The following is a 14,429-nucleotide window of genomic DNA, read 5'->3' as shown; positions in this document are numbered from 1 at the left end:
TTGTTTTTTTGACTGTTGAAAATTTTGATTTATTTTCCGAAAAAATTACCAGCGGTAGCCTTAAAGGTCTGATTAACAATAAATTAGTTACATCAAGATTGCCCAGCCACATAATCATTTTTGTTTGGGACTGCAAAGGTATGGATTATTTCTTAGAAATTGAAATCAATTCAACAGGAAAATTTGATTTAGTCCAGAAAATGTTCAAAAGCTTCTTTTCGCCTTCTTGAAATTAAGGCTGTCATGTTGTTTGTGAGTTTAACACAGTTTTTATGCAAGTCAAATTCTTGCAAGTGATATTCGTTCACTAAATAAGCTCTATGGGTACGAATAAAAGCATAACTGCTCAGGAGGTTTTCAAAGATTTTTATGGTTCGAGGCACAATTAATACTTTTCCACTTAAAAGATGTATTGAAGTATAATTTATTTCGCCTCGAAGCATAACAATCTCTTTCAAAGAAATTCTTTTTCGACTTCTTATCAGAAACAATTTGTCGTTAGTTATTTCGCAGAAATGGGGTGTGGCCTTCTTCATAGGATTATATTTTGAGATAAAACGCTTCATTTTATAAAGAATAGATTTTCAATTAGCTTGTATCAAAAATCTATTCTTGACACTTATGCTACTTCATTTTCATCGTACTTAAATTTTTAATATCTATACTTCCTCTTACGGTTAGATTTTGGAGTTTGCCCGTCAAATTTTGAGGAATAATCACTGTGTGTCCCGAATCAACAATTACGTCATTACAAGATGCTGGAATACAGTTACAAGACCACGTAGCGGGAGTTGTCCAGTCACCTGATGCCAAACTCGTGATTACGCCATCAAATACCGAAATTGTGATATTATTGTTACTTGTGACGCTTCCTGCGGTACAAGTGGCTACATAATTGGTTGTTACAGAAGGGCTTACAGTAATTACAGAAGTTGTCTGTACAGGCGTTGTATTCCAAGAAATTGTACTACCACTCTGACACGTGCCTGTTAATGTTACGCTTGTTCCCGAACAGGTACTCTCGGCAGAAGACGTAATTTCTGGTGGTAAAAGGGGATTAACATTTACCACAAAAGCACTACTCGTGACGACACATGGCGTTTTGGTACAGGTAAAAGTATAATTGGTCGTGCTTGATGGAGTAACCGTAATGCTGGAAGTTGTGCTACCTGTTGACCAAGCGATTGTTCCTCCAGAACAACCATTTGCTGTTAAAGTCAGGCTTTGTCCATTGATAATTGTGGCTGGACTATTTACAGAAGAACTAATATTTATTGTAGGAGCTGTAACAGATGAAACCTGAACTGTTCCACTTGTAAAACTACAAGAGCCATTCGTTACCACAACCGAATATGTTCCGCTGGTTGTTGCGGTGTAAGTTGATGAGTTTGCTCCAGAAATATTTGAATTAGACAATCGCCATTGATAACTAAGTCCTGACGAAGCAGAGCTTGCATTCAATAAAATAGAACCTCCCACACTACAAATTGAAGCAGAAGATGGAGTAATTTCTGTAAAATTATTTGGGGTTGCTTTTACAACATTACTTAGTACACTTTCACAACTATTCAAATAACAAGTAGCTCTATAATCTGAGGGGTTGGTAGAAACTTGGAAAGTATGAGAATTTCCGCTTCCTTGATAAACCCATGTAGTTCCAACAGTATTTTTATACCAATTAACGCTTCCTGTACAGCCTGTTGCAGTTAGAGTTGAGTTACAACTTGGAGAAACCGCAGGAGTCAATGCAATAGTTGGAGCATTATTTTGTACAAATGATGAAGCCGCCGAAGTGGTTGTACAAAGGTTATCGGTATAATCAACGGTATAATTTCCTGCTATGGCAGTATTATAAGTAGATGATGTCCCTGTATTTGAAGTGCCAACATTTACCCCGTCTTTTTTCCATTGAAATGTTCCCGATGGCAAAGTTTGTGTTGAAAATGTAGCCGTTTGACTCCCACACGTACCCGATAAAGAAACCGTTATAATTGGTCGTGGATTGACGGTTACCGTATATGAGTTTGAAGTAATTGCTCCAAGATTTGAAGTATTTGTTATTTCAATTTTATAAGCAATAACATTACAACTTACGCTGGATGTCGGAGCAATATCTGTTGGTAATACTAACGATACAGGACTTGTTGCAGTTGTTGCAGACACAATGGTAGAAGTTTGAGGCTGATTACACTGAGAAGTTGTTTTAATCAACATAACCGTAAAATTCCCTGTAAAAGACCCCGTAGTAGTAAAGGTTACAGGAATTGAGGTTCCGTTATTAGAGCAAATATTAGTCGGAGTTGGTGAAGTTACCGTAATTGTTGGTAATACATTCACCGTTGTACTTGTACTTGTGGTAGATTCACAACTACCTTGTACACATTTTACAGAATAAGTTGTTGTTGAACTTGACGTTACCGTTCTTGGATTGAGTGTCGAGTTATCTTCCCACTTAAAAGTTTCTCCGCTACCACAAGCACTTGCCGTTAATGATACAGAAGTATTTGGATTCACTGCGGTTGATGGATTTGATGTAATTGACGTAGGTGGACTTGGTGGTGAAATGAGATTTACCGAAGAAATACCACTTGTAAAGCTACACGCTCCGCTTGTTGTCGTTACGGTATAATCGCCAGATGCCGTGGCAGTATAAGTAGAGCTATTGGCTCCAGAAATATCACTATTATTTAGCTTCCATTGGTAACTCAATCCTGTAAAAGCTGAATTAGCAGTCAGCAAAGTTGAAGAACCACATACAGTAGGATTTACAGGTGTAATGGTAGTATAATTTGTTGGAATAGCCGTAACAGTATTACTGGCAACATCTGCACAATATGAACTCTCACAACTTACACGATAGTCGCTTGGCGTTGTACCAACGGGAAATGTGTATGGATTTGAACTATAACTTGCATAATCCCAAGTTGTGGTTGTGGGGTTATATTTATACACGTAAAAACCAGAACAATTCAAACCCGATGCCGTCAACATAGCATCACAAGCAGGAGAAACGGCAGGCGTAAGCGTTAGTGTGGGTTGAGCATAAACAAATGGTAAAGAAGTTGTTGTGCATCCATTAAAAGTATATTCAACGGTATAGGTGCCAAAAGTAGTTGCAGCAACTGAATACGAAGAAGAATTTGCTCCACTAATATTGGTATTGTTCAATTTCCATTGAAATGTCCCTCCACTTACATTATAAACGTTAAGATTAAGCGTTTTACTTCCACAAGACCCTCCGAATGAATTACTTATTACAGGAGTTAAAGCATTTGTCACCTGAACAGAACCGCTATTATAAGTACAAGAAGCTGAAGAAACTTGCACAGAATAATTTCCTGACGCAGTAGCGGTATAACTTGCATTTGTTGCTGATGCAATGTTACTTCCATAATTCTTCCATTGATAACTTAGCCCAGACGTTGCCGAACTCGCATTAAATAATACAGTCGAAGAAGCCGTACACAACACTTGCGTAGAGTTAGGCGTAATCTCGGTGTAATTCGCAGGTACAATTTTATACTCGGTACTCGCAGTTCCAAAAGTACCTGTACTACTATCATAACACTTAGCACTTAAAAAAACAGGAGCTAATTGGCTTACATTTATTGTCGCTCCAAAATTATAGTAATACGCTCCATTATCTCTATACCAATAAACAGAATTTCCTGCATTACATCCACTGGCTGTAAGTACAGAATAACAGTTTGCTCCTGAAGGTGGCGTAACCGTTACAGTCGGTGTTGGTGGTGGCAAAAGTCTTCTATTTTCTTCCTCTTTTTTAGTGACATTTTTATCAATTGCCCATGTTTCTAAAAAAGCGAGTAAAACAAGCAAAAACATTAGTAAAACTCCTCTTTTATTTTCCTTAAAAGTGAGTAGAGTAAAGTTATTTTTCATATATGAATTAGTTAATAATGACAAATTGACTTCAGACATAAGAAATCAGTCCTAAACAAATTTCTACACTCAAAAAAAAGAGTTGTCCAGAAACCAATTAAAAGCATCAAACTAATTGATTATCAAACACTTGCTTTAAATAATTTATTTTTCGGTGATTATTTTTTATTCTTTACCGTAAAATAAGTTTTACAATGCTTTCCCATTTTAATTATCTATATTACCCCTCTTCAAGTATAATTTAGAAGTTCCACAACTCCATTTTTTTAAGTATCATTACGATTTTCGCTGAACAAATTTCAGCGAAACCCATAAAACAAAAAATCCCCAATATTGGGGACTAAAAATGTATTTGAACGCAAAACGTATTAATCTGAAATAGGACTTTCAAGTCACTACAACTGTCAAACCATGAAGTTTTCACTAATTATAAGCCGAATCATTTTTGCCATTTTATTATTTATAACTTTTACTCCTCTGGTATTTCAGAAGAAGTTATTTTTCCCTTACGACAGCGAAAAGGGTTTATATTTTCGTCTGCTCATAACAATAGCCTTGAGTTTATGGAGTATTCTTATACTTAAAAATTCTTCTTTTCGACCACAAAAAAGCCCAATGACAATCGTACTTTTAGGCTTTTTAGGCATTTTATTGTTCGTGGATATTTGCGGGGTAAACACTTATTTAAGCATCTTTTCAAATTTTGAAAGAATGGCAGGTTTCATTCTTTATTTTAGTGTAATCGCTTATTTTTTCATAATTTCTACCATCGTAAACACGCCTAAACGTTGGGTAATTTTCGGTATATTTCTATCGGCAATAGTGTTTATTGTTTCTGTTAAAGGGATTATTCAAAGTTATAATCATGAAGAAATGCTAAACAATTTTGGGCGTGTTGTGGCAACTGTTGGCAATGCCAATCAATTAGCATTCTATTTAATATCAGGATTTTTTATAGTAGCAATTCTCATCAATGAGTGGATTTTACCAGCTAAAAAAACACAGCCCAAACTTACCGTTCTTTACTTAATTATAGCTACCGTTTTCCTATTTACTTATGCACTTTGCTTATTAAAAACCTCCACACGTGGCTCTTTAATTGGTTTAATTTTAGGGATATTGCTTATGTTAATTTTAACACTTTGGAACACGAAACAACAGAAAATTAAACTCATCAGTGGCAGTATTTTGCTAACGCTCATCATTGGTATATCGGCATTATTTTATTTTAGAAAAACTCCTTTCATTCAACAAAATTCAGCTCTCAACCGTATAACTCGTATTGTAGATAATGATGGGACAAATACCTTACAATCAAGATTGGAAAATTATAAAGTAGCCATTGAAGGGATTAAAGCAAAACCATTATTAGGTTGGGGACAAGAAACCTATCATTATACATACGCACAGTTTTTTAATCCTAAATTATACCAAGACGCCACTTGGTATGACCGTGTACACAATGTCATTTTGGAATGGTTAATTATTGGGGGAATAATTGGGTTCATTGCTTATTTGAGCATTTGGGGGGCAGTTTTATATCAGTTATGGAGAAAAAACAACTCATTTAGTATCAGTACAAAAATTATCATCTCTGGATTTTTACTTGCTTATTTCGTAGGAAACTTATCGTTGTTTGACAATCTTCTGAGTCTCATGGCTTTTATGACTGTAATGGCTTTTATTGAAAATCGTACTTCTCCAAATGTTACTCAAACAGCATTCAAAGTAAATAATAAAGCTTTTCTTTTAAGCTCTTTTTCTATTCTTGTGATGATGTTCTTCGTTATCAAAATTACTTGTCAGCAAGCCTATCAAACCAATAAATCTATTGTGCAGGCTTATAGTGCAGAGTCATTGGAGGAGGTAATTGATATTTATGCAAAGGCTTATCCCAAAGCAATTATTGGCAGACAAGAAATTGCAGAACAATTAGCCAATATGGCAAAAGACATTGCAACGAACCCCATTCCAGAAAATACGAAAAAACACTATTTTGAAGTTGCTAAAAACATGATGTTATCAGAAATTGAACAATATCCTGACTATGCTCGTTTGCAAATCCTTTATGGTAATCTTTTGGAAGCACAAGGAGATAATTTGGGAGCAATTAAAACCTTAGAAAAAGTGCAAAAACTTGCTCCTAAACGCCAAAGTAATTTAGTTCAATTAGCTATGCTTTATGCTAAAAACAGAGAATTCAACAAAGCAAATACATTATTAGAAAACACTTATTTATTAGAAAAACAAAATGAAGAACCCAAAGTCTATCAAATTATTTTGATAACAATGTCTGGCGAAGTAAAGGATAGAGAAAAGTTAGTGAATCAATTATCTGATAAAACTCTCAATAAATTTATCATAGAAATTCAAAATTTTTTTGCTAAAACTGGCGATTTGAATACTTTTTTAGAACTCTGCACGAAACGTTTTTTAGGAAATATCAATACACTCCCAAATACATATCAAGTTTGGGCAACTACGGCATATAATGTCAAAAATTTTGAACAAGCAGCTACTGCGGTTTATGCTTTTCGTCGTCATTATTCCACAAAAGAAAACTTTAGAGATTCTCAAGAAGCTGATAAAATTTCTCAGGATGTCCTCAAAGGTAAAGACCCTTCTTTTGCTTTTGAGAAAGCTGAGTAAACAAAAAAGCGTCTCTAAATTAATAGAGACGCTTTTTTGAATGTAGATAAGATTACTCTTATTACAAATATTGATTTGCATTAGCTGCATTCAAATCTTCAAAAGCTAATTTCAAACGACTAACGAAAGTATCTTCACCTTTACGTAACCATACACGTGGGTCGTAGAATTTCTTGTTTGGAGAATCTTCACCCGTTGGGTTACCGATTTGTCCTTGTAAATATCCTTCTTTCTCTTTGTAGAAATTCAAGATACCTTCCCAGAACGCCCATTGTAAGTCTGTATCAATATTCATTTTGATTGCACCATAAGAAAGAGCCTCACGGATTTCTTCACGAGAAGAACCAGAACCTCCGTGGAATACGAAGTTGATTGGTTTCTCAGCAGTCAATGAATATTTTTCTTTGATAAACTCTTGAGAGTTGTGTAAGATAACTGGAGACAATTTCACGTTACCCGGTTTATAAACCCCGTGTACGTTTCCGAAAGCCGCAGCAATGGTGAAACGGTGAGAAATTTTGCTCAATTCTTCATAAGCATAAGCAACTTCAGAAGGCTGAGTATATAATTTAGATGAATCTACGTCTGAGTTATCAACGCCGTCTTCTTCTCCACCTGTAACACCTAATTCGATTTCTAAAGTCATGCCCATTTTAGCCATTCTTTCTAAATACGTCTTACAGATTTCGATGTTTTCTTCGATTGGTTCTTCAGAAAGGTCAATCATGTGTGAAGAGAACAATGGCTTTCCTGTTTGAGCAAAGAATTTTTCACCTGCATCTAACAAACCGTCAATCCAAGGTAATAATTTTTTAGCACAGTGGTCAGTATGAAGAATTACTTGTACGCCATATACTTCAGCTAATTGATGTACGTGGTGAGCTCCAGAAATTGCTCCTGCAATAGAAGCTTCTTGGTTTCCGTTTGGTAAAGATTTACCTGCATAGAATTGAGCTCCACCGTTTGAGAACTGGATAATTACTGGAGAATTAACCGCTTTAGCAGCTTCCAATACACCATTTACAGTATCCGTTCCGGTAACGTTTACGGCTGGCAAAGCAAACTGATTTTTCTTAGCGATTTCGAATAGTTCTTGCACGGCATCCCCGTGTAAAACACCTTTCTGAGAAGACAAACTTGACATAATTTAATTTTTTCTTGTTAAAAACTTATTTTAACTATTTTTTGGGATAAAAGAATTCAAAAATAGTTATTTTAATTGGCTTATTGCTCATTTTACAGAATAATATTTGGCAATCTTTCCATTTTACAAATATTTCTTTATTTGGGCAATTCTAATTTTCATACAAATATACAAAGGTTTATAGCCTTTCTGTACTTTTCAATAGGCTTGTTTTACAATCGGTTGAATATCACAATCATTTTACTAAGCTTGTTAAATAACGTTAATTCAAGGATTCTTAAAAATACTCGTTTCATTGATGCGTTTTCATATAAACTCTTATTTTAACGCTATGAAGAAATTAATTTTACTGTCTTTGCTTCTCTGTAATCCGTTTAGTCAATTCGCACAAATTACCCCTAAAAATGAATTGTTTGTGCGTTGTCTTTCTTTACAAATGACGGGGAAGAAAAAGAATATCAACTTTTTTGAAGGAAATGAAATTTCTTTAAAAACCTTTAAAAAGCATAAAAAGCAACGATTTGAAATTGTTAGACTTACAGATAGTTCATTCTTTTATGCTCCGAGTGAAGATTTAAACACCGCTTTTGATTTACAAGAATTAAAATTTAAGGACATCAAAAAAGTGTATTTAGGCAAAAGTCACAGTGCTATTTCCATGCGAGGATTCGGGACTTTGGGCGGAGCGGGCGTTATGCTTTATACTTTCGATATTTTGAATCAACTGAAAAATCTTCCTATAAAAAATAACCCAACACTTCTTGGCATAAGTGCTGGGTTGATTGGTGCGAGTTATTTACTAAAATTGGTTGTGAGTGAGAATTATAAAATCAACAAACGGCATTATTTTCATTTGTATCATTTAGCTCATTCAAGTCCATTGTTGAAACCTAATATCTAATCGTCCAATATGGGTTACGTTCTTCTTTTATTTTCTCTTGAATAAACTTACGAAGCATATCTTGAAAAGCTAAATCATTGATTTTCTTGCCTTTTTGTTTTTTGGGTAAATCAAACTCAGTAGTTAGCTTCTTATTTTCAATTTTTGTGGCTTCAATGATTACTGCCCCATCATTAATATCCAATTCTAAAATTAATCCGGGTAAACCGTAAAGTCTTTCAGGCCCTGCATTTATGGGAATATCTTGAGCAAACCATGCAATAATTTTCTGCTTTTTTACGGTGTCTTGAATCATCGCTTTCATACAAATATGTCCTGCTACGTCTTTGATATCGTTCAAGATTTTCCAGTTAGGAGTCGGCAAAGAATCCTCCACTATATAAACTTTACCCAACATTTCCATCGCATCGTTCATGGTATTTTTCTCAAAATTACGTCTGATATTGTACTCTTCTTTACGCCAAGCATACCCTTCTGATTCGTCTGATTTTTCTTCTGAGTGTGTGTAACGACTTTCTTTTTCGTTGAAATAAAGGAGCGTATATTCCTTCCAATCGTCTCGACCGCCAAACATATAAGCTTGCTTTTCTTTTTCTTGCTTACTTAAATATGGAAGCGTACTGTTGAGTTTAGTCCAATAGGTTGTTCGAGTATAACTTACAATGCCCTCTTGTTGGGCATGAGTTGCAATGGATACTAAAAATATGGCTATAATGATGATTACTTTTTTCATGATTTATGATTGTTAATAAGCTGTCATTGCGAGTGAATCGAATCGGAGTTTCGTAAAACCAATCTGTTAGAATGGTGGAGCATTTTTCGGATATTTTTAAAATCAAAACTATTAATAATTTAGTCGTTGATATTTAAACATAATTATCCAAATCAAACAGATTGCTTCGTGCCTCGCAATGACAGTTTTGAAATATTTTAAAACTACATCCAACCTTGATTTTTCTTCAATTTATCTACGTGACCTTTCATGTTGTAAGTTAAACTCAACATAAAATAACGAGCTAAAGTCAAGGCGGTTTGGTTGGTTACGGTATTTTGGAAACCTCTTTGAATAATGCTTTGACGTTTATTGAATATGTCAAAAGCAGCCAAACGCACTTCTAATTTATTTTCTTTCAAGAACAAACGACGAACCGAACAGTTTAAGATTGGAATATCTTGATTAAAATTAAAACGGTCGTTACGATAATTGGTATAGTCTAAATTGGTTTCTAAGAATGTTTTCTTGGCAAAATTCCACTTCACAGAAGCATCTAAACTATTATTTTTAATGTTCTGATTTTGGGCTTCGCTAATGGTATATTTGATGGTACTAAACCCTAATTTACCATTTGCCGAAACGATTAATTTATCGCTTGGCGTGAGACTGAAACCAAGTCTGAAAGTATAGCCTTGCGTGTCGTTTTGATTTAAAACCCCATTAATAAAAGTTGGATTTGTTGACAAGTTAATATTTGAGTTAAAATTCACAGTCAATTTAGTTTTCACAATTGGGAAACCTGCATAAACACCAGTATTGAATCTTTCTCCACCCGATAAGTTTTCTGGACGAGTACGAGTTATAAAAGTAGTTGGGTCAACGGTTTGATTATAAACGACTTGACTCAAAAAGTAATTATAATCTACCCAAAAATTGATATTCATAAACGTAGCAGGGTCAAACTTGTAGAAGTATGAACTAATGCTATGACTTTTTTCTGGATTCAAATCTGGATTTCCCGTTGAAAGGAAAAACGGATTATTATTATTGATAACAGGTTGTAAATCGGCAATTTGTGGAGCTTCAATATTCAAGTTGTAATTGAAACTTAGGTACGTGTTACTTTTCAACTCAATATCAGCACCAATATATGGAGTTACGGCATTATAATTTTTTGAAATGCTGCTGGCAACTTGAGCGTCTTTTCGTGGAAATAATTTTCCGTCAAGGTCAAAACGCAAAGCAGCCAAACCAACCGTAACATTCACCCCTGCATGAGAATAACGCATACTTGTTCCGAGACGATTATAAGTAATATTGTTCTTATAATAGGTACTCAAACTGTCCATTCGCTGATTTTCCAATTTAGAATTGAAGGCATCACGACCCACTTCTCGGTTATCGGTACTTACATTATAGAAACTTTCCCAATACATTCTTTTTGAAAGTGGCTCTAAATACAAAGCACTTCCTTTCAATAAATTTTGGCGATTAGCATTATTATTCAACTGCCCCAAAGCTCGAACTTGTTGTGAAATCGTTCCTGCATTTAAGAATGTACTGGTTGAACTTAGGTTTTCTGTTCCATCAGAATTATTGACATTATATCCTCCACTCAAAGCAAAAGTGCGTCCTTTTTTCTTGAATTTATGACGGTAAATAACATTACTCGTCAAGTTAAAAGATGATACATCCGAGCCATTCTTAATATCCGAAGAAGTACGTAAAACATTGGTTTCAGATAAATTTCTTTGGTACTGTAAGGTTGAAATATTATTGGTACTAAATCTCAAATTTACTTTAGCAATAACCGTATTATTGGAGTCAACCATTTGTTCAAAACGGCTTCCGATACTGTGATTTCCTCTAAAGTTATTCTGATTAGTTGTATCGGTTGTCGTAAAGGAATTATCCTGTAAAAAGGTCTTTTTAGTCTGATATTGGTCGAGCATCAAGCGAGTTTGGTTATAGAAATAACTCGTACTAACTTTGGTTTTCTTGTTATCAAAATTATAATTGACTCCTCCCCCACCGTTATTGGTAAAACCTCTTCCATCAAAATTATTGGTAACAACATCATTATCACCCGACCACCAACGGTTTCCGCCAAAGCCAAAATCTCCGTTATCGTTATTATTAAAGCTATTATTTCCTTTAAATTCACCGTAATCACTCCAGTTTACGCCCGTTTCGTTGATATTGTTGCCGTATCCTAAAATTGAAAACTGTTCTTTTTTATTGAAACGGTTATAATTTCCACGCAAAGCCATGCGTGAACTTGACCCAACTGCTCCCGTAATTTTGCCAAAAGAACCCTTTTTGAATTCGTCTTTTAATTCAAGATTAATGGCTTTTTCTTTCTTGCCATCATCAACACCTGTCAATTTTGCTTGTTCAGATTTGTCGTTGAAAACCTGAACTTTAGAGATAGTTTCAGCACCTAAGTTTTTGGTTGCGGCTTTGGGGTCATCACCAAAGAAAGTTTTTCCATCAACTAACACCTTTTTGATGTCCTTTCCTTGTGCTTTGATATTTCCTTGTGCATCAACTTCCATTCCGGGTAAACGACGAAGCAAATCTTCCACAGATGAACCTTGCGGAACTTTAAAAGCTCGTGCATCATACTCAATGGTATCGCCTTTGATGGTTAGTGGAGCTCTGGCTGTTTTTACAACAACTTCCAATAATTCTTTGGTAATGGGTTTAATGCCAATATTTCCTAAATCAAGGACTTCATTAGCAGATGGACTCACTAATTGTTGATGCGGAATGTAACCCACATACGAGATTTTAAGAATATAATTGGCATTTTTGACGTTCCGAAACTCGAACGAACCTTTGTCATTTGCTCTTGAAAAATTCACCAAAGCGGAATCTTTCGGCTGGAGAAGCATAACGGTTGCACCACCTAATACGCCTGATGAAGTATCTTGGACTATCCCTTTGATGCTAATTCTGACAGGGTTTTGTGCCATCATTGAAAAGGCATAAAACAAGCAAATAAATAAGACTACGGAAATTTTACGCATGGTAGTAGATTACGTTTTAAGATAAAAAGAGTTTAAAATAATGGAAAGAATCCCCCGATAAGATTTTAGTTATGCGTTGTGGTATGAGTTACTTGGGTGTAAAATCATGGTCATAATTAAATTGTTTGAGGTTGATTTTTAGAACGATGCAAATATAACTATTAATTTAGTTAAACAAATATCTTTAACATTCTTTAACATCTTTTTACATTTGAGGTTTTTGTAAAAGACGAATTAAAAGCAAGAATGTTGCAAACGAGTTTGAAAATATTTGTACAAAACAAAAGTCTCTGATTGTTAGACATTCACATCTAACAATCAGAGACTTTCAATAATTATCTTTTACGATAAAATATCTATTATCAACCTCTCAAAAACTTCAAATACACACCATTCGTCCAACCAAAACCATCTTGATTAGGGTATTCTCCCCCACCTGCTAAAGTGTCTGGCGTTTTTACATTGTATTTCTCAGTCATTTTTCCCGTTTGCTGATATACTTTTTCGTTTGTATTCATCCAACGATTTTTGATTTCGTTAGCCAAATCCAAAAATCCGTAATTAACCAAACCTTTATACGTCATGTATTGCAAAGGAGCCCAACCATTTGGCGAATCCCACTGTTGCCCAGTTCCGTTTAAAGTTGTAATTACACCGCCATCTTTCAAAAAATCAGTTCTCAAAATATACTCAATACTTCCAACTTGTTCTTGCTTAGAGATTTTGAAAAATAATGGAAATGCTCCCGCCAAAGTATAGCAATTGGTTTGTGCTTGCGAAACAAAATCATAGTCAAAATAAAAACCTTTCTGAGCGTTGTAGAAATAAGTATTTATTGCCGCTTCACGCTGATTTGCCAAATTAGCATAATTTTCAGATTGCTCTAAGTTTCCTGCTAATGAATGGGCTTTCGTGAGTGTTTTTTCAAGATTCAACAACAAACAATTCAAATCAACAGGTAAAATATCTGTGGTGTGAATGGTGTTCATATTTTGACAATCTTTAAACCAACGACTACTAAAATCCCAACCTGATTCTGCTGCGGCACGAATATGTCTATAAAAACCATCAGAATGCTCAGGCAGGCTTTCGGCTAATTCTACGTCTTCACGATACGATTCTGGTCTTGGTGTATCATACTCATCCCAAAAACGATTTAAAACTACGCCATCTCCCAATAAAACAACCCGATTATTTGCTCTATTTTGTAAGGAAAGTGTATTTTTTCCAGACATCCAAAAGTCATATTCTTTTTCTAAAACGGGCAAATATTTTGCAAGAATTTCGTCGCCTTTTTCTTCTCTCAAAACCTCCACCATTAAAGAAAAAAACGGCGGTTGCGAACGTCCCAAGAAATAGGCACGATTACCATTAGGAATGTATCCAATTTGGTTAATCAAATGAGCAAAGTTATTAACGATATTCTCAATCAAATCAACTCTTCGGCTCGTTTGCAAACCTAAAATTGAAAAATAGCTATCCCAATAATAGATTTCCTGAAAACGCCCTCCCGGTACAATATAAGCATGAGGCAAAGCAATTAATGAGCCTTGTGCTTCAGCAGGTTCACGGGTCAAAACGTTCCATAATCCATCTAAATGTTCAGCAATGGGTTTTGATGTATCGCTATGATATTCAAGCGATTCAAATGGATTTTTGTCAAAATTTTCGGTAATAAATTGAGCCAAATTAAAGTCAGATTCCTTTTGTTGGGACAAAAATTTCATCTCAATTACCTCAATACCATACTTTGGAATATAGTCGGTAAAAGTTTTGGAATCGGGAAAAATTGAACTCATTTGCACCGCCTTAAAAACTTCAGTTGAAGCAAAAGGATAAGTATCTTCTAATAATTGTAACATCTATAAGTTTTATATTATAAAAATGGTTAATGCTGAGATGGGGATTGGTTATTGGTTATTGGTAATTGGTAATTGGTAATTGGTTATTGGTTGATTGGTTAATTGGGAATTGGTTATTGGTTATTGGTAATTGGTTGATTGGGAATTGGTTAATTGGTTGATTGGTTAGTTGATAAGTTAGTAAAAAAGTATTTTAGACCTTGTTGATTTTACGTCTCAATTACCAATT

At 34.8% G+C, this 14,429-nt stretch carries 8 protein-coding genes; 2 read left to right on the top strand and 6 right to left on the bottom strand.

Going from position 1 to position 14,429, the window contains the following annotated elements; translation table 11 throughout:
- Nucleotides 1-188: 188 nt before the first annotated feature.
- Together LV89_RS12800 and LV89_RS12795 are read right to left on the bottom strand one after the other, a co-directional pair.
- Nucleotides 189-536 (bottom strand): LytR/AlgR family response regulator transcription factor, encoded by a 348-nt coding sequence (locus LV89_RS12800; RefSeq protein ID WP_158279578.1) that lies wholly within the window; start codon nt 534-536, stop codon nt 189-191.
- An 88-nt stretch (nt 537-624) separates the two neighbouring features.
- Entirely contained in the window at nt 625-3,900 is a 3,276-nt protein-coding gene (locus LV89_RS12795) for a hypothetical protein (protein WP_146199156.1), read from the bottom strand.
- A gap of 615 nt (nt 3,901-4,515) precedes the next feature.
- Between LV89_RS12795 and LV89_RS12790 the strand changes: the two genes are divergently transcribed.
- Complete coding sequence (locus LV89_RS12790) at nt 4,516-6,549, top strand: O-antigen ligase family protein (RefSeq protein ID WP_158279577.1); 2,034 nt, start codon at nt 4,516-4,518, stop codon at nt 6,547-6,549.
- A 61-nt stretch (nt 6,550-6,610) separates the two neighbouring features.
- Here the strand turns inward: LV89_RS12790 and fbaA are convergent, their stop codons facing one another.
- Nucleotides 6,611-7,693 carry a class II fructose-bisphosphate aldolase gene (fbaA, locus tag LV89_RS12785; RefSeq protein WP_109743292.1) on the bottom strand — a complete coding sequence of 361 codons (1,083 nt, stop codon included), beginning with the start codon at nt 7,691-7,693 and terminating at the stop codon, nt 6,611-6,613.
- Between the two features lie 331 nt (nt 7,694-8,024).
- Between fbaA and LV89_RS12780 the strand changes: the two genes are divergently transcribed.
- The gene (locus tag LV89_RS12780) at nt 8,025-8,594 is read left to right on the top strand and encodes a hypothetical protein (RefSeq protein WP_146199155.1); all 570 of its coding nucleotides are present in this window, start codon (nt 8,025-8,027) and stop codon (nt 8,592-8,594) included.
- Here LV89_RS12780 and LV89_RS12775 read toward each other — a convergent pair.
- The 3 genes from LV89_RS12775 to treF all read right to left on the bottom strand — a co-directional run bounded on the left by LV89_RS12775 (nt 8,584) and on the right by treF (nt 14,200).
- Nucleotides 8,584-9,327, bottom strand: coding sequence for a GLPGLI family protein (locus tag LV89_RS12775; protein ID WP_109743290.1), 744 nt, complete (start codon nt 9,325-9,327; stop codon nt 8,584-8,586). The genes LV89_RS12780 and LV89_RS12775 overlap by 11 nt on opposite strands.
- 203 nt (nt 9,328-9,530) lie before the next feature.
- Nucleotides 9,531-12,338: an outer membrane beta-barrel protein gene (locus tag LV89_RS12770; protein WP_109743289.1), complete on the bottom strand. Its 2,808-nt coding sequence runs from the start codon at nt 12,336-12,338 to the stop codon at nt 9,531-9,533.
- A gap of 362 nt (nt 12,339-12,700) precedes the next feature.
- Nucleotides 12,701-14,200, bottom strand: coding sequence for an alpha,alpha-trehalase TreF (gene treF, locus LV89_RS12765; RefSeq protein WP_109743288.1), 1,500 nt, complete (start codon nt 14,198-14,200; stop codon nt 12,701-12,703).
- Nucleotides 14,201-14,429 lie beyond the last annotated feature (229 nt).

The sequence above is a fragment of the Arcicella aurantiaca genome (assembly GCF_003148625.1).
In the GTDB taxonomy this organism is placed as follows: Bacteria; Bacteroidota; Bacteroidia; order Cytophagales; family Spirosomataceae; genus Arcicella; species Arcicella aurantiaca.
Note: the sequence above shows the minus strand (reverse complement) of the source record. Positions and strands in the feature narration are given on the sequence as shown.

Bases quoted from the DNA above. Each gene is read 5' to 3' on its own strand.
- LV89_RS12780 (WP_146199155.1), top strand. From the start codon at position 8,025: ATGAAGAAATTAATTTTACTGTCTTTGCTTCTCTGTAATCCGTTTAGT.
- LV89_RS12795 (WP_146199156.1), bottom strand. From the start codon at position 3,900: ATGAAAAATAACTTTACTCTACTCACTTTTAAGGAAAATAAAAGAGGA.
- LV89_RS12770 (WP_109743289.1), bottom strand. From the start codon at position 12,338: ATGCGTAAAATTTCCGTAGTCTTATTTATTTGCTTGTTTTATGCCTTT.
- fbaA (WP_109743292.1), bottom strand. From the start codon at position 7,693: ATGTCAAGTTTGTCTTCTCAGAAAGGTGTTTTACACGGGGATGCCGTG.
- LV89_RS12800 (WP_158279578.1), bottom strand. From the start codon at position 536: ATGAAGAAGGCCACACCCCATTTCTGCGAAATAACTAACGACAAATTG.
- LV89_RS12775 (WP_109743290.1), bottom strand. From the start codon at position 9,327: ATGAAAAAAGTAATCATCATTATAGCCATATTTTTAGTATCCATTGCA.
- treF (WP_109743288.1), bottom strand. From the start codon at position 14,200: ATGTTACAATTATTAGAAGATACTTATCCTTTTGCTTCAACTGAAGTT.
- LV89_RS12790 (WP_158279577.1), top strand. From the start codon at position 4,516: ATGACAATCGTACTTTTAGGCTTTTTAGGCATTTTATTGTTCGTGGAT.